The sequence below is a fragment of the Streptomyces sp. NPDC045431 genome, from assembly GCF_040646655.1.
In the GTDB taxonomy this organism is placed as follows: domain Bacteria; phylum Actinomycetota; class Actinomycetes; order Streptomycetales; family Streptomycetaceae; genus Streptomyces.
In genome coordinates this window covers 1-15,267 of record NZ_JBEZAQ010000013.1, presented here as the reverse complement: position 1 = coordinate 15,267, position 15,267 = coordinate 1, and the positions used below count along the sequence as shown (strand labels likewise).

At 73.3% G+C, this 15,267-nt stretch carries 13 protein-coding genes; 11 read left to right on the top strand and 2 right to left on the bottom strand.

Annotation, left to right across the window (positions count from 1 at the left end):
- Nucleotides 1–255 precede the first annotated feature (255 nt).
- The 4 genes from AB0A69_RS23725 (at nucleotide 256) to AB0A69_RS23710 (ending at nucleotide 2,318) form a co-directional block, all read left to right on the top strand.
- The gene (locus tag AB0A69_RS23725) at nucleotides 256–717 is read left to right on the top strand and encodes a hypothetical protein (protein WP_361425396.1); all 462 of its coding nucleotides are present in this window, start codon (nucleotides 256–258) and stop codon (nucleotides 715–717) included.
- Entirely contained in the window at nucleotides 714–896 is a 183-nt protein-coding gene (locus AB0A69_RS23720) for a hypothetical protein (RefSeq protein ID WP_361425393.1), read from the top strand. Before AB0A69_RS23725 ends, AB0A69_RS23720 begins: the two co-directional genes overlap by 4 nt.
- A 148-nt stretch (nucleotides 897–1,044) precedes the next feature.
- The gene (locus AB0A69_RS23715; RefSeq protein ID WP_361425390.1) at nucleotides 1,045–1,413 is read left to right on the top strand and encodes a hypothetical protein; all 369 of its coding nucleotides are present in this window, start codon (nucleotides 1,045–1,047) and stop codon (nucleotides 1,411–1,413) included.
- A 38-nt stretch (nucleotides 1,414–1,451) separates the two neighbouring features.
- A complete protein-coding gene (locus AB0A69_RS23710) occupies nucleotides 1,452–2,318 on the top strand; it encodes an aldo/keto reductase (protein WP_361425387.1) in 867 nt (288 codons plus the stop codon).
- Nucleotides 2,319–2,325: 7 nt separating this feature from the next.
- Here AB0A69_RS23710 and AB0A69_RS23705 read toward each other — a convergent pair whose 3' ends face one another.
- Nucleotides 2,326–3,795 carry an MFS transporter gene (locus tag AB0A69_RS23705; RefSeq protein WP_361425384.1) on the bottom strand — a complete coding sequence of 490 codons (1,470 nt, stop codon included), beginning with the start codon at nucleotides 3,793–3,795 and terminating at the stop codon, nucleotides 2,326–2,328.
- Nucleotides 3,796–4,057: 262 nt separating this feature from the next.
- Here AB0A69_RS23705 and AB0A69_RS23700 point away from each other — a divergent pair, with 262 nt between their 5' ends.
- The 6 genes from AB0A69_RS23700 to AB0A69_RS23675 all read left to right on the top strand — a co-directional run bounded on the left by AB0A69_RS23700 (nucleotide 4,058) and on the right by AB0A69_RS23675 (nucleotide 11,887).
- Nucleotides 4,058–5,881 (top strand): IucA/IucC family siderophore biosynthesis protein, encoded by a 1,824-nt coding sequence (locus AB0A69_RS23700; RefSeq protein ID WP_361425381.1) that lies wholly within the window; start codon nucleotides 4,058–4,060, stop codon nucleotides 5,879–5,881.
- Between the two features lie 9 nt (nucleotides 5,882–5,890).
- Nucleotides 5,891–7,423: a pyridoxal-dependent decarboxylase gene (locus AB0A69_RS23695; RefSeq protein WP_361425378.1), complete on the top strand. Its 1,533-nt coding sequence runs from the start codon at nucleotides 5,891–5,893 to the stop codon at nucleotides 7,421–7,423.
- Nucleotides 7,420–9,219: an IucA/IucC family protein gene (locus tag AB0A69_RS23690; RefSeq protein WP_361425375.1), complete on the top strand. Its 1,800-nt coding sequence runs from the start codon at nucleotides 7,420–7,422 to the stop codon at nucleotides 9,217–9,219. Before AB0A69_RS23695 ends, AB0A69_RS23690 begins: the two co-directional genes overlap by 4 nt.
- Nucleotides 9,216–9,803, top strand: a complete 588-nt coding sequence (locus AB0A69_RS23685) for a GNAT family N-acetyltransferase (RefSeq protein WP_361425372.1) — start codon at nucleotides 9,216–9,218, stop codon at nucleotides 9,801–9,803. Before AB0A69_RS23690 ends, AB0A69_RS23685 begins: the two co-directional genes overlap by 4 nt.
- Nucleotides 9,800–11,119, top strand: a complete 1,320-nt coding sequence (locus AB0A69_RS23680; RefSeq protein ID WP_361425369.1) for a SidA/IucD/PvdA family monooxygenase — start codon at nucleotides 9,800–9,802, stop codon at nucleotides 11,117–11,119. Before AB0A69_RS23685 ends, AB0A69_RS23680 begins: the two co-directional genes overlap by 4 nt.
- Nucleotides 11,120–11,209: 90 nt before the next feature.
- Entirely contained in the window at nucleotides 11,210–11,887 is a 678-nt protein-coding gene (locus tag AB0A69_RS23675) for a pyridoxamine 5'-phosphate oxidase family protein (RefSeq protein ID WP_361425366.1), read from the top strand.
- Here the strand turns inward: AB0A69_RS23675 and AB0A69_RS23670 are convergent.
- On the bottom strand, nucleotides 11,871–13,376 hold the full coding sequence (locus AB0A69_RS23670) for a SulP family inorganic anion transporter (protein ID WP_361425363.1): 1,506 nt from the start codon (nucleotides 13,374–13,376) through the stop codon (nucleotides 11,871–11,873). The two genes, AB0A69_RS23675 and AB0A69_RS23670, sit on opposite strands and share 17 nt — an antisense overlap.
- Nucleotides 13,377–13,687: 311 nt before the next feature.
- Between AB0A69_RS23670 and AB0A69_RS23665 the strand changes: the two genes are divergently transcribed.
- On the top strand, nucleotides 13,688–15,133 hold the full coding sequence (locus AB0A69_RS23665) for an MFS transporter (protein WP_361425360.1): 1,446 nt from the start codon (nucleotides 13,688–13,690) through the stop codon (nucleotides 15,131–15,133).
- The last annotated feature ends 134 nt before the right edge of the window (nucleotides 15,134–15,267 follow it).

Sequence of the window (15,267 nt, the reverse complement as noted above, 5' to 3'; positions counted from 1 at the left end):
GTGACGAGTGGCAACTCAGCGTAGCGGAAGGGCGTGGATCGTGGATGCTGGCGAGAAAGTTGGGAGGGTGGCCGTGCGCCGGGCTCAAGAGGAGCGGGGGTGCGCCTACTGCCCCGAAAGCGGGGCCGAGGTCTGTATTCGGGTCGTCGCCAGTAGCCCTGGCCGTGACCGCCCTGTGCTCGCGCACCGCTCATGCGCCGAGCGCCGCGGCATCAAGCCGCTGTACGAGGTGCTCCCCGCGCCGGAGCCCACGCTGTGAGCGCCCCGGCACCGCCGGGCCCGGTCGGTGCGGGAGCCATGTGGCTCGCCTCCGTGATGGATCCGCCGTCGATCATCCTGACCGCGTGGGCCGACAGCGCCTACGCTCTCGCCGAGGTACCGCTCGGTGTGCGGTTCGACGTCGTGCGCGCCACCGCGTGCCTGGGTGTGCGCGCCCTCGACGCCTTGGCGAACGCGGCTGTGTCGCTGGGGCCGGTGCTGTACTGCCGCCCGCGTCAGGCCGTCGAGTTCCTCGTACCGGTCGGCACCGCTGCCACGTGGGAACCGTTGCGCGGCACCGTATGCGCCGGGCGCGGCAGCGCGCTGCTCTGCCCGGCGCCGGGCGTGACCCGCCGCGGTAGGACGTGGCTGTACCCGCCCGTCGGCGACGGCGTACTCACGGACGCCGAGTTGCTGCGCGTCCACTTGCTGCGGGCGTACGCGCGGGGCCGGTCGTGACGGCGGCGGCATCCGGCCGGGTGTTCTGCGTGCACTGCGACGGCCCGATCCGGGGCGAGGCCGTCCGTATCGAGCCCGTCGAGGCCGGGTCCGGCGCCCACCCCGACAACTACCGGCACGAGAGCTGCGCCCCGCGCACGGGCGCCTCGGGGCGCCGGGGTGCGCGCCCGCCGCGCTGAGGCCCGCACCAGCGTGCGGCCGCATGAACCGGGCCCCGGTCTACCCGTCCGGCGGATGCGGCGACGGTCAGGGCTGCGGCCGCACGTAGGCACGGCCGCACAGGGGCGGGGGCGGCTGAAGGGCCGCTCCCGTCGGCGAGGAGACGCGATGCACCACCACGGCTATCTGTGGCTCGGGTCCGGGCTGCACCAGGTGCCGGACGGGGTCCGCCGGGCCGGACACCCGGAGTTCCCGAGCAGCCCCTACCCGCCGCTGGAGCTGGCGCACTGGCTGCTGAAGCCGCCCTCCTTCGTACGGGGAACCTGGGCCGAACCGAAGGAAGCCGCCGCGTGGTTCGCCGAGCAGGTGCGGCCGCACGTCGACGCCTTCGGGTGTGACCACGACGCGCTCGCCGGTGGCCAGGACATCGTCGGCGGCTGGTGGCTCAGCGGGCAGAGGTACCTCGGGGTGTACCTGATCGCCTGCTCACCGCACCGGTTCCGCCCCGAGTACGGCTGTCCCGCCCCGGCGGCCTGATCCGTCCCGGTATCGTCGCGCCGACGAGGGGGAGACCGATGACTTCAAGCACACCGCACACTCCGGGCAGGGACAGCACCTTCTCCATCGGCGGCGAATTCCGGGTGGCCCGACTCGGATTCGGGGCCATGCGCCTGGCGACCGGGCCAGGGCCGGAACGGGAGGGCGCCGTCGCGGTGGCCCGGCGGGCCGTCGAGCTCGGGGTCACCCTGATCGATACGGCGCACCTGTACGGATGGGGGGCCAACGAGGAACTGCTGGCCGAGGCCCTGTATCCGTACCCGGACGACTTGCTGATCACCACCAAGGTGGGGGTCACTCGGTCCGGCCCCGAAGGGTGGGCGTACGACGCACGGCCGGAAAGCCTGCGCGAGCAGGTCGAGCAGGGCCTGCGCCGGCTGCGGACCGAGCGCATCGGGCTTCTGCAGCTGCATCGGATCGACCCGAAGGTTCCGCTCGTCGAACAGGTCGGCGCGCTCGGCGTGCTGCAACGCGAAGGGAAGATCGGGCACATCGGCCTGTCCGAAGTCACCACCGAGCAGCTCGCCGAGGCCCGGCAGACCGCGGAGATCGCGAGCGTGCAGAATCGGTACAACCTCTTCGACCGGGACTACGAGCCGGTGATGGAGGCATGCGAGGCCGGCGGCATCGCCTTTCTTCCCTGGCGTCCCGTCGCCGCGGAAACCGACCCCGGCCAGGCGGCCGTGCTCGCCGCCGTGGCGGGCGAACTCGGGGCCACCGTTCCGCAGGTCCTGCTCGCCTGGCTGCTCGCCCGCTCTCCGGTCGTCCTGCCGATACCCGGAACCGGCTCGCTCGCCCACCTGGAGGAGAATCTCGCAGCGGCGGACCTTCGGCTCACCGACTCCCAGCGGCAGCTCCTCGACCGTACCGCCTTGCCCGCCTAGGGATGCCTCAGGACGCCCCCGCCATCCGGGCCGACGGCGTCTCCTGGGCGGTCGCGTCCGCAGTCGCCTCCGGCGCCGGCCGCAGCGTCCGGGCCGCCACCACCCCCACCGCGCAGACCAGCGCCGCCGCGAGGCACACCGCCGTGAAGCCGTCCGCGAAGGCCGCGCGGGCCAGGGGCTGGAGCGCGGTGGGGACGAGTTCGAAGCGGCCGGTTTCGACGGCGGCGCGCACACCCGCCTCAGGGCCCAGGCCCTCGCCCACCCGGGCCGAGAACAGAGCGCCGAACACCGCGATGCCGGTCGCGGTGCCGAGGGGGTAGCAGGCGTTGGTGAGGCCCGAGGCCATGCCGGCGCGGTCCGCCGGGACCGCGCCCACGGCCACGCCCATCAGGGGCGGGAAGATCACGGCCCCGCCGATGCCCAGCAGCACCAGACCGAGCGCCGTGACCGCGAAGTCGGCCCCGGAACCCGCCGCCGCCAGCGCCAGCAGCCCCGCCCCCTGCGCCGCGAAGCCCCCCGCCACCAGCGCGTCCGCCGTGTAGCGGCGCTGGAGGCGCGCCACGAAGAGGCCCGCGATCAGCAGGCTGCCGGTCAACGGCAGGAGGTGCAGGCCGACTTCGAGCGGCGTGTACGCGTGCGCCGACTGGAGCCACAGGGTGATGAAGGCCAGCACGCCCAGGCTCGTCAGCCGGGCGAGGAACCCCAGCAGCGCCGCGCCCGAGAAGGCGCGCACCCGCAGGAGCGCCAGGTCGATCAGGCCGTCGCCGCGCCGCTGGACGGCGACCAGGGCGAGGGCGAGCCCCACGCCGACGGCCGCCGAGAGCACCACCTGCGGCGACGTCCACCCGGCCTCCGGCCCGGCGATCAGCGGGTAGTGCAGCGCCAGCAGCGCCCCGACGCCGAGGAGCGCGCCGAGCGGGTCGATGCGGCGCCGGGTGTCGCGCGGTGCCGCCGACTCGGGCATCCGGGTCAGCGCGCCGGCCACCACCAGCACCCCGATCGGCACGTTCACCAGGAAGATCCACCGCCAGCCGAGGAGGTCGACGAGGACGCCGCCGACCACGGGCCCGAGGGCCCCCGCGGCGGAGGCGATGGCGGCGAACGCCGCTATCGCCCGCTGGCGGCGGGCCCCTTCGGGGTAGGCGGCGGCGATCAGCGCCAGGGTGGGGGCGAAGACGAGCGCGCCGCCGACGCCCTGCGCGGCACGGGCGGCGATGAGCGTGCCGACGTCGGGCGCAAGACCACATCCGGCCGAAGCGAGGGTGAAAAGCGCCATCCCGGCGGTGAAGACGGTCCGGCGCCCGATCCGGTCGGAGAGCGCGCCCGCGCTGAGCAGCAGGGCGCCGAAGGCGAGCGAGTACGCGGAGACCGTCCACTGGACCTGGCCGAGCCCGCTCTCCAGGTCGCGGGCGATACCGGACAGGGCGACGTTCACGACCGTCACGTCCAGCGTCATCATCACGCCACCCGCGCTCACGAGGGCGAAGGTCCATCGGGGCGTGCGTCGGCGGGAAGCCACCGCTGAGCACCTCCAATTCGGGTCCGGGCGGGGAGGCCGAAGCCATGTCAAAAGCCGCGCGTACGCCGTGCCCGAAGCACCTGACAGGCCGTCAAATAGCTTGCGCCGACGCGTGGCTGAAAGTTGACCTTGTCCCTAAGGTAAGCCTAACCTAATCTAGCCCCGCCCGGACGTCCAGACGTTCGAGCGCAATGATCCGGCCAGACATCGGAGCTGCCTGATGCCCCTTTCCGCCGACCATCCCGTGCCCGCTCTGCCCGAAGTGGCCCCCGCGGCCTGGCGCGAGGCCAACCGCCGCCTCCTGGCCAAAGCGCTCGGCGAGTGGTGTTTCGAGGACATGCTGAAAGCGGTTGAGACCGGCGAAGGCGGCTACCGCGTCGACCTCGACAGCGGTACGACGTACGCGTTCGACGCCACGCCCGGCGCCTTCGGCTGGCTGCGCGTCGACCCGGACTCGATCACCCGCACCGCCACCAGCATGCTGGGCAACTCCATCGCCCAACCCGCCTGGGACGCCCTGCAGTTCCTGATGGAGGCGACCTCCACCATCGGCAGCGACCCCTCCACCATCGCCACCTACTTCACCGAGCTCTCCGCCACTCTCGCCGTCGACGCCGCACGCCTCACCCACGGCGGCGAGACCGTGGCCGAGATGCGCGCCCTGGGCCACTCGGAGCTGGAGTGCCGGATGACCGGCCACAACCTGCTCGTCGCCAACAAGGGCCGGATCGGCTTCTCCGCCACCGACGTACGCCGGTACGCCCCCGAGTCCGCGCAGCCGCTGAAACTCCAGTGGATCGCCGTCCACCGCGGCCTCGCCGAATTCCGCGGCACCTCCGAGCTGTCCGAAACCGCCATCCTGGAAGAGGAGTTGGACGCGGAGACCCGCAGCCGGTTCACCGCCGTCCTGGAGGAGGCCGGGGTCGACCCGCAGGGTTACGTGTGGATGCCCGTGCACCCCTGGCAGTGGGACCACGCCGTGCAGATCGTGCACGCCGCCGACGTCGCGCAGAACCGCATCGTCCCGCTGGGCGAGAGCCCGGACGCGTACCTGCCCGGCCAGTCCATCCGTACGATGGCCAACGCCACCACGCCCGAGCGGTACGACGTCAAACTGCCGCTGAAAATCCTCAACACCCTGGTCTGGCGCGGCATACCGCCGCACTGCACCATGGGCGCCCCGGTCGTCACGCAGTGGCTGCGCGGGCTCGTCGAGCGTGACCCGTTCCTGACCGACACGTGCCGCACCGTCTTCCTCGGCGAGGTCGCCTCCGTCACCGTCCAGCACCCCTACCTGTCGAAACTCCAGGACGCGCCCTACCAGCATCTGGAGACCCTCGGCTGCATCTGGCGCGACTCCGTCTCCGCGCGCAAGGACCCCGACGAGCGGGTGCGCACCTTCGCCTCGCTGCTGCACGTCGACAGCGCCGGCGACGCCTTCGTCGCCGAACTCGTCCGCGCCTCCGGCCTGGACCCGCAGGAGTGGCTGCGCCGCCTCTTCGACACGCTGCTCACGCCGATCCTGCACGTGCTGTACCGGTACGGCGTCACCTTCAACCCGCACGGCCAGAACACGCTGCTCGGGTACGACGAGAACGACGTCCCGGTGCGGCTCTACCTCAAGGACTTCGTGGACGACGTCTGCGTGTCGTTCACCGACGTGCCGGAGCGCGGCCCCGAGCCCGACGGGCACGACCACGTGCTGCCCCGCAAGCACCCGTCGATCATCAAGCAGCACGTCATGGACCAGGTCTTCGTCGGCCACTTCCGCTACCTCGCGCCGCTCTGCGCCGACCAGCTCGGCGTACCGGAGAAGACCTTCTGGCGGCTGGTGCGGCAGACCATCCTCGACTTCCAGCGGCAGTTCAAGGAGCGGTTCCCCGAGCTCGCCGGGCGGTTCGCCGAGTATGACCTGCTCACCCCGGAGATCCCCCGGTACGGCCTGAACCGCGACCGGATCGTGGTCACCCGGTACACCGACCGCGCCCTGCGCCACGCGCTGTATCCGAACGGCACGCACCCCAACCCGCTCGCCGAGGACTGAGGAGGCAGCGTGATCCCGTTGGCCCAGACCCGACCCCCGTTTTCGCCGTCCCCGTCGCCGTCCTTCCCGCCGTCCGTGCTCGCCGCCTCCCAGGAGGGCCTCGCCGAGGTCCTCGCCACCCTCGCCGAGGCGGTCGACGCCGCCGGCGCCGCCCGCCGCCCCGCCGGACCGATCCCGGCGGGCGCCCCCGCCGACGTCCTCGCGGCGGCGGCCGAGACCCTCGGCCCGGCCGAACTCCCCGCCGAGGGGCTGGGCGCCAAGGCGGCGCTCCAGCTGCTCGCGACCGTGCTGCTGGAGCAGGGCATCGACCTCTCCCACCCGCGCGCCGCCGCCCACCTCCAGGCGCCGTCCCTGTCGGTCGCGGTCGCCGCGGACACCCTGGCCGCCGCCGGGAACGCGTCGCTGGACACGTACGACTCCGGCCCCTCCGGCATCGCCGTCGAGCGGTGGCTCATCGGCGCCCTGATCCGCCTGGCCGGGCTCGGGGAGCGCGCCGACGGCGTCCTCACGCCCGGCGGCTCGCTCTCCAACCTGATGGGCCTGCTGCTCGCCCGCGACGCCGCCGCGCTGCGGCGCGGCATCGACGCCCGCCGGGAGGGCGTGGCGGCACTGCCCGGCCCGGTGGTGTTCTGCTCGGAGCTCGCGCACTTCTCCACGCACCGGGCGTGCGCCGCGCTCGGCCTCGGCGAAGCCGCCGTGCACCCGGTGCCCGTCGACGGGCGCCGCCGCATGCGGCCCGAGGCGCTCGCCGCCGCGCTGGCGGAGCTCGGCCCGGACCGGACGCCGATCGCGGTGGTCGCCACCGCCGGGACCACGGACTTCGGCTCCATCGACCCGCTGCCGGAGATCGCCGAGATCGCCTCCGGGCACGGCATGTGGATGCACGTGGACGCGGCGTACGGCTTCGGCGCGCTCTTCTCCGACCGGCTGGCCGACCGCCTCGCGGGCCTGGAGCTCGCGGACTCCGTCACCCTGGACCTGCACAAGATCGGCTGGCAGCCCGCCGCCGCGAGCGTGCTCCTGGTGTCGGACACCACCGCGTTCACCTCGCTCGACCGCGAGGTGGCCTACCTCAACCCCGTCGACGACTCCGAGGCCGGTTTCGACGGCCTGCTGGGCCGCAGCCTCCAGACCACCCGCCGCCCCGACGCGGTGAAGGCCGCCGCCACGCTGCTGACCTACGGGCGGGAGGGGCTCGGCCGCATGGTCGACGTCTGCCACGACCTGGCCCGCCACGCCGAGCGCCGCATCCTCGCGGAGCCGGAGCTGGAGCTCGTCGCCCCGGCCGAGCTGACGACGGTGGTGTTCCGCTACCGCACCGCGGACCCCCGGCGCTCCGACGAGCTGAACGGCGCCCTGCGCCGGCGGCTGCTCGAATCCGGCGCCGCGCTCATCGGGCGCACGGAGGTGGAGCAGCGCGTGTGCCTGAAGTTCACGCTGCTCAACCCCACCGCCACCACCGACGACATCGACGGTCTCGTGGACACGGTCCTCGACGCCGGCCGCACCTGCGAACGACTCATCGAGGAGGGCGCCGCATGAGCATCACCACCCCGGCGGCAACCACCACGGCAGCCACCACCGCCCCCGACCCGCTGCACGTGCTCGACGCGCGCGGCGCAGCCGAACACGCCCACGTCGAGGCCCTCCTGCGCTGCTGGCTGCGCGAGACCGGCACGCCCGTCACCCCCGGCCCGCTCCGCGTGGAGCTGCCCACCGCCGGGCTCGCCCTCGTCACCGAGGTCACGCACTGCTCGCCCACCGGCTGGCACCGCTTCGCCCCCGCCCGCCTGGAGGGCCCCGGCGGCCCGCTCGGCCCGACCGCCGACCCCGTCACCGCCGTGGCCCTGCTCTCCACGGAGGCGGCGGTACGCGGCGGAAGCCGTCCCGGCGGAGTCCCCTCCGGTGAGGTCGCGGACCTGGTGGAGCGCACCGCCGAGTCCGTACGCCGGGTGGCGGCCTTCATCGCCGACCGCCGCGCCCACCCGAAGCCGCCCCCGGAGGTGGACGGCTTCCTCGACGCCGAACAGGCCCTGCTGCTCGGCCACTTGAACCACCCGGCGCCCAAGAGCCGGGACGGCATCTCGGACCACGAGGCGCGGGCGTACTCGCCGGAGCTGCGCGGCTCCTTCCGGCTGCACTGGTTCTCCGCCGACGAGTCGGTCGTCTCCCACGACGCCGTCGAAGGCGCCCCCTCGCTGGCCGGCCGCGACACCGTCGCCCTCCTCGCCGACCTCGCCGAACAGCGCCTCGACGACGGCCGGGTGCTGATCCCCGCACACCCCTGGCAGGCCCGCGACCTGCTGCACCGGCCGCGGATCCAGGCGCTCGTCGCCTCCGGCGCGCTGAAGCCGCTCGGTGAGCTGGGCCCCGAGTGGTGGCCCACCTCCAGCGTGCGGACCGTGTACCGGCCGGACGCCGACGTGATGCTGAAGCTCTCCCTCGGGCTGCGGCTGACCAACTCCCGCCGCGAGTCGACCCGTACGGAGCTGCGCCGGGGCCTGGAGATCAACCGGCTCCTCGACGCCGGATACGCCGGGGCCACCTTCGCCGCCCACCCCGGCTTCGCGATCACCCGCGACCCCGCCTGGATCGCGGTGGACGAGCCGGGCCGCCCGGAGGGCCCGGACGTCACCGGCCTCGACGTCGCCGTGCGCGAGGTCCCGGACGGCATCGCGGACCTGCGCTGCCTGGTCGGCCTGGTGGCGCCGCGCCCCGGCCTCGGCCGCAGCGCGCTCGGCGACCTGGTCGCGGCGCTCGGCCCGGGCGCGGCCGAGCAGTGGACGGCCGACTACACCGACAAGGTGCTCGTGCCGATGCTGCACCTGTACGCCGCCACCGGCATCGGCCTGGAGGCCCACCAGCAGAACACCCTGGTCCGGCTGGACGCGACCGGACGCGTCACCGGCTCCACCTTCCGCGACAACCAGGGCTACTACCTGGCGACCTCGTACCTCCCGGGTCTGCTGAAGCGGCTCGGCGCCGACTCCTCCATGCTCGCCGTCGTCGACGACGCCCTCGTGGACGACCGGCTCTCCTACTACCTGCTGCGCAACCAGGCGCTGTCGGTCGTCGGCTGCCTCGCCGTCGACGGACTCGCCGACGAGCGCGACCTCCTCGCCGTCCTCGCCGACCGGCTGCGCGCGGCGCTCCCCGCGCTCGCGGAGGCGGGGCCCGAGGGCGACCGGCTGGCGCGCCGCTGGCTGGAGGCGGACACCCTGCCGTGCAAGGGCAACCTGCTGACCCGGCTGCACGGCATCGACGAGGTCCTCGCGCCGCTCGACGCCCAGTCCGTCTACCTCGACGCCCCCAACCCGCTCCAGGAGGCCACGGCATGACCTCGGTGGACCACGATCCGACCGCCACGATCCCCGGCCCGCCGCTCCCGGTCCTGAACGGCCCCTGGTCGGCCCGGGTCGCCCGGGCGGAGGGCGCCGACCTCGACGTGGTGCACGGCTGGATGCAGTCGCCGCACATCGACGCCTTCTGGCACCAGGCCTGGCCGCGCGAGCGCTGGTACGAGGAGATCGCCGGGCACCTGGCCGGTGACGCCATCCTGCCGGTCCTGGTCGACCTGGACGGCGAGCCGTTCGCGTACATCGAGGTGTACCGGGTGATCCGCGACCGCCTCGCCGGGCAGTATGCCGAGCTGCCGCACGACCTGGGCGTGCACATCGCCATCGGCGACGCGGCCCGCACCGGTCAGGGGCTGGGCCGGCGGCTGCTGCGCGCCCTCGCGGAGGGGCTGCTCGCCGCCGACCCGGAGTGCGTCCGGGTGGTCGCCGAGCCGGACGTGACCAACGCGCCGTCGCTCAGGGCGTTCGAGGCGGCCGGGTTCCGCCCCTGCGGCGAGGTCGTCTTCCCCGACAAGACCGCCGCCCTGCTCGTCCATCCGCGCAGCGAGGAGGACCTCCCCAAATGACGCAGCTCATCTCCGAACACGACGTGGTGGCCATCGGCTGCGGCCCCTTCAACCTGGGCCTGGCCGCGCTCGCCTCCACCGTCGACGACCTCGACCTCGTCGTCCTGGAGGAGCGGCCGGAGCTCACCTGGCACCGGGGCATGATGTTCGGCGACGCCTCGATGCAGGTGAACTTCCTCGCCGACCTCGTCACCCTCGTCGCCCCCTGGCACCCGCTGTCGTTCCTGGCGTACCTCCACGACATGGACCGGCTCTACACCTTCACCGTGCGCGAGAACTTCTTCCCCTCGCGCCGCGAGTACGAGGACTACCTGCGCTGGGCGGCCGCCCGGCTGCCCTCCGTCCGCTTCTCGCACCGCGCCGAGGAGGTCCGCTGGGACGCCGGGGCCGAGCGGTTCACCGTGGACGTCGTACGCGGGGACGGCACGCGGCTGCGGATGCTCGCCCGCAACCTGGTCCTGGGCATCGGCACCGCGCCGCACGTCCCGGAGGCGCTGGCGGACCTGCCCGAGTCGCTGCTGCTGCACACCTCGGACTACCTCTACCGGGCGGCCGACGTGGCGGCGGCCGGCAAGGTCACGGTCGTCGGCTCCGGGCAGTCCGGCGCCGAGGTCGCCGTCGACCTGCTGACCCGCAACCTCGACGGCGGCCCGGCGGTGAGCTGGCTGACCCGTACGTCGTCGTTCGCGCCGCTCGACTACACCAAGATGAACCTGGAGCTGACGACCCCGGCGTACATGCGGTACTTCCACTCCCTCCCGGAGGGCGTGCGCGACCGGCTCGTCGGCGAGCAGTGGCAGTTCTACAAGGGCATCTCCACCGACACCCTGGAGGAGATCCACGAACTGCTCTACCGGAGGCAGCTGGAGCACGGGCTGGCCGACGTGGAGCTGCGCTTCGGCATCACCGTCGAGTCCGCGGCCGTGGACCCGACCGGCCGCGCGGCGGTCCTGACCTGCCGGCACCGCGACACGGACCGCGTCTTCGAGCACACCACCGGTCTCGTGGTCGCCGCCACCGGCTACCGCAACCGGACGCCCGCCTTCCTGGCCCCGGTGGACGAACTGCTCCAGCGCGACGGGCGCGGGCGGCCTCGCGTACGCCTGGACCACTCCGTCGAGCTCGCGGACGGGGTGAGCGGCCGGGTCTTCGTCGCCAACGCCGAGATCCACGCGCACGGCGTCTCGTCGCCGAACCTCGACATCGGCGCCGTACGCAACGCGACCATCCTGAACGCGATCACCGGGCGCGAGACGTACCGGCTGCCGAAGCACAGCGCCTTCACGCGCTTCGAGCCGCCGGGGCCGATGGCGTAGACGAGGGATATCGTCGCGTGACGCCCGTCGCGCGACGATATCGGCAACTTCCATGGCGCTGTTGCGGCGGAATCGGTAGGTTCCTCAGGCATGGAGAACAGCTCGGCGTCCCGCACGCTCCCCGTCACCGACCGCACGCGCCATCGCCGCCTGCGCGACCAGGGCAGCACGGACCGCGCCGCCCTCGACGCCATCCTCGCCGCCGGTTTCCTCTGCCACCTCGGAGTCGTCGTCGACGGCCACCCCATGGTCGTCCCGACGGTGTACGGCTCCGACGGCAGGTGGCTGTACGTGCACGGCTCCGTCGCCAGCCGCAGCCTGGTCGCCGCGCCGGAGGCGACGGTGTGCGTCACGGTCACGCACATGGACGGCCTGGTCCTGGCGCGATCGGTCTTCGAGCACGGTGTCAACTACCGCAGCGCGATGGTCTACGGCGTCCCGCGCCTGGTGACGGACCCGGAGGAGAAGCTCGCCGGCCTGCGCTGCCTCACCGAGCAGGCCACGCCGGGCCAGTGGGACTACGCCCGCCGTCCGAACCGCAAGGAGCTGGCCGCCACCGCGCTGCTGGCGCTCTCCCTGGAGGAGGCCTCCGTCAAGATCCGCACCGGCGGCCCGGACGACGGCGACGGCCCCGACGCCGAGCTCGGCCTGTGGGCCGGGGTGGTGCCGATGACCACGGTCTTCGGGGAGCCCGAACCCGACCCGGCCCTCGGGGACGGTGCCGCGCCGCCCCCGCCCCACATCGCCGCGCTCAGTGGGCGCCGCTGAGTTCTCCGCTGAGCTTGCCGTGCAGCCGGGCGCTGGGCTCGTTGAGCCCGGTGATCTCCACGCGCTTGCCGCGCTGGGCGTACCTGTGCACGACGGCGTCGAGGGCGGCGACGGAGGAGGCGTCCCAGATGTGCGCCGCGCTCAGGTCGACGACGATCCTGTCGGGGTCGCCCGCGTAGTCGAACCGGCCCACCAGGTCGTTGGAGGAGGCGAAGAACAGCTCGCCCGTCACCCGGTAGACGACGGTGGTGCCGTCCGGGTCGGTGACGGCGGTGACGTCGGCGAGGCGCGCCACGCGCCGGGCGAAGACGACCATCGCCGTGACCGAGCCGACGACGACACCGACGGCGAGGTTGTGCGTGGCCACGACGCACCCGACGGTGATCACCATGACGGCGATCTCCCCGGCCGGCATCCGCCGCAGCGTCCCCGGGGCGACGGAGTGCCAGTCGAACGTCGCGCACGACACCATGACCATGACCGCGACGAGCGCCGCCATCGGGATGTCGGAGACGACCGGCCCGAAGACGATGCACAGCACCATCAGGAACGCGCCCGCGAGGAAGGTCGACAGCCGCGTCCGGGCGCCCGACACCTTTACGTTGATCATCGTCTGGCCGATCATCGCGCAGCCGCCCATGCCGCCGAAGAAACCGGTGACGATGTTGGCGACGCCCTGCCCGATGGACTCGCGCGTCTTGCTGGAGCGGGTGTCGGTGATCTCGTCCACGAGCTTGGCCGTCATCAGTGACTCCATCAGCCCGACCAGCGCCATGGCGAAGGCGTACGGGGCGATCGTCGCCAGCGTGTCCAGCGTGAACGGCACGTCCGGCAGCCCGGGCACCGGCAGCGACGACGGCAGCGCGCCCTTGTCCCCGACGGTCGGCACCGCGATCCCGGCGGCGACGGTGACGACGGTCAGGACGGCGATCGACACCAGCGGCGCCGGCACCACCGTGGTCACCCGGGGGAGGAACACCATCAGCGCCAGGCCCGCCGCCATCAGCGGGTAGACGGCCCACGGCACGTCCCGCATCTCCGGCACCTGCGCCAGGAAGATCAGGATCGCCAGCGAGTTGACGAAGCCGACCATCACCGAGCGGGGGACGAACCGCATCAGCCTCGCCACCCCCAGCGCGCCGAGCGCCACCTGGAAGACCCCGGCGAGGATCACCGCGGCCACCAGGTAGCCCAGGCCGTGCTCGCGGTTGAGCGGCGCGATCACCAGCGCGACGGCACCCGTCGCGGCGGAGATCATCGCCCTGCGGCCGCCGACGACCGCGATGACCACGGCCATGGTGAAGGAGGCGAACAGCCCGATCGCCGGCTCGACCCCCGCGATGATCGAGAAGGAGATCGCCTCGGGGATCAGCGCGAGCGCGACCACCAGACCGGCGAGCACCTCGGTGCGCCACACCTTCGGATCGGTCAGCCAGTCGGGCCGCAGCCGCCGGAGCAGCGGAACGGCGGAAGGCGTGGAAGAAGACAAAGGAACGGCACCTGCCAGAGAAAGGGGGACCGGACAACCCTACGGGAGCCGGTGGACCCCCAGCCGTGGTGGGGATCACTGCGGCCACGGGGCCGCACGGCCGTCACCGCCGTCCGCGGCCGCCGTTGGACAGGCATGACCGTGATCTTGTCGTCCTCGCCGTGGCTCTCGCCCGGATGGGGCGAAAACCCCCGACTGCCCCCGACTCCCGGCCTGCTGCCGACCCCTTCCGGGAATACCCCCACCGGGTATAGCGTCTTAGCTGTCGCATACCCCCTTGGGGTATTTGTTCTCAGTGAAGGGGCAGAGTGATGTCAACCGTCAATCCGCGGCGCTGGTGGGCACTTCTCGTGCTGGCCACCGCGCAGTTCATGGTCATCATGGACACTTCGATCATCGGCGTGGCACTCCCGGAGATGCAGCGTGACCTGGGCTTCTCCCAGGGGGACCTGCAGTGGGTGTTCAACGCGTACGTCATCGCCTTCGGCGGACTGCTGCTGCTCGGCGGGCGGCTGTCCGACCTGCTCGGGGCCCGGCGCGTCTTCGTCTCCGGCTGGGTCGTGCTGACCGCCGGCTCCGTGGTCGCCGCGGCTGCGAGCACCGCGTGGGTCGAGGTCGCCGGGCGCGCGGTGCAGGGCGTCGGCGGGGCGCTGATCGCGCCGGCGTCGATGACGCTGCTGATGATGCTCTTCGGGCACGACCCCAAGGAGCTGGGCAAGGCGCTCGCCCTGTACGGCGCCGCGGCGCCGGCGGGCGGCACCGCCGGGGTGTTCCTCGGCGGCGTCTTCACCGAGTGGGCGAGCTGGCCGTGGGTCTTCATCATCTACGTGCCGATCGGCATCGCCACCCTGCTGGCCACCGGCCTGCTCCCGGCGGTCGCGGGACGTCGCGGCTCGGTGGACGTCCTCGGCGCGGTGTCCGTCACCGCCGGTCTCGCGCTCGCGGTGTTCGCGGTCGTGCGGGCCCCCGAGGTCGGCTGGGGCGACGCCCAGACCGTCCTGGAGCTCATCGGCGCAGCCCTGCTCCTGGCGCTGTTCCTGGTCGTCCAGCGGTCGGTCAAGGCCCCGCTGATGCCGCTCGGCGTCTGGCGCACCCCCGGCCTCGGCGTCTCCAACCTGGCGATGACGCTGCTGGGCGCCGCGTGGATCCCCATGTGGTACTTCCTCAACCTCTACCTCCAGCAGGTGCTGGGCTACGGGGCGTTCGCCAGCGGCGCGGCGCTGCTGCCGATGACCGGGCTCCTGATGGTCTTCATGACGCTGCTCACCGCCCGGCTGCTGGGCCACTTCGGGGCCAAGCCGCTGATCGCGGGTGGTCTGCTGGTCCTCGCGGCGGGCCTGGTGTGGCTGTCGGCCGTCGAGCCGACCGGCACGTTCCTGGTCGACGTGCTGCCCGCGTCCCTGGTGGCGGCGACGGGCATGTCCCTCGCCTACATCCCGGCCATGATGTCGGCGATCTCCGGCGTACCGCAGGAGCAGGCCGGTCTGGCCTCCGGCATCGTCAACACCACCTACCAGGTGGGCTCCGCCCTCGGCCTGGCCGCGCTCACCGCACTCGCCACCTCGCGGGGCGCGGGCGCGCTGGGCGACCTGCCGGCCCTCACCGACGGCTTCCGCGCCGCGTTCCTGGGCGCCGCCGCGGTCGCCGCGGCCGGCGGCGTACTCACCGCCCTGCTGATGCGCGGCGCGAAGTCCCCGGCGGCGGCCGCCCCGGCCGAGGCACCGGCGTCCGCGCCGAGGGAGCGGGTGGGCTCCTGACCCATGGACGGCTGCTGCCGCACCCCACCTGACGACCCGGGGCGGCCCGGCACCGCAACGGCGGGGTCGGCGATCTCCACCCCCAGCAGCACACGCGCCCGAGCCCGCTCCACCACGCCGAACCCGCGGCACAT

Bases quoted from the DNA above. Each gene is read 5' to 3' on its own strand.
- AB0A69_RS23715 (WP_361425390.1), top strand. From the start codon at position 1,045: ATGCACCACCACGGCTATCTGTGGCTCGGGTCCGGGCTGCACCAGGTG.
- AB0A69_RS23710 (WP_361425387.1), top strand. From the start codon at position 1,452: ATGACTTCAAGCACACCGCACACTCCGGGCAGGGACAGCACCTTCTCC.
- AB0A69_RS23700 (WP_361425381.1), top strand. From the start codon at position 4,058: ATGCCCCTTTCCGCCGACCATCCCGTGCCCGCTCTGCCCGAAGTGGCC.
- AB0A69_RS23690 (WP_361425375.1), top strand. From the start codon at position 7,420: ATGAGCATCACCACCCCGGCGGCAACCACCACGGCAGCCACCACCGCC.
- AB0A69_RS23685 (WP_361425372.1), top strand. From the start codon at position 9,216: ATGACCTCGGTGGACCACGATCCGACCGCCACGATCCCCGGCCCGCCG.
- AB0A69_RS23680 (WP_361425369.1), top strand. From the start codon at position 9,800: ATGACGCAGCTCATCTCCGAACACGACGTGGTGGCCATCGGCTGCGGC.
- AB0A69_RS23675 (WP_361425366.1), top strand. From the start codon at position 11,210: ATGGAGAACAGCTCGGCGTCCCGCACGCTCCCCGTCACCGACCGCACG.
- AB0A69_RS23665 (WP_361425360.1), top strand. From the start codon at position 13,688: ATGTCAACCGTCAATCCGCGGCGCTGGTGGGCACTTCTCGTGCTGGCC.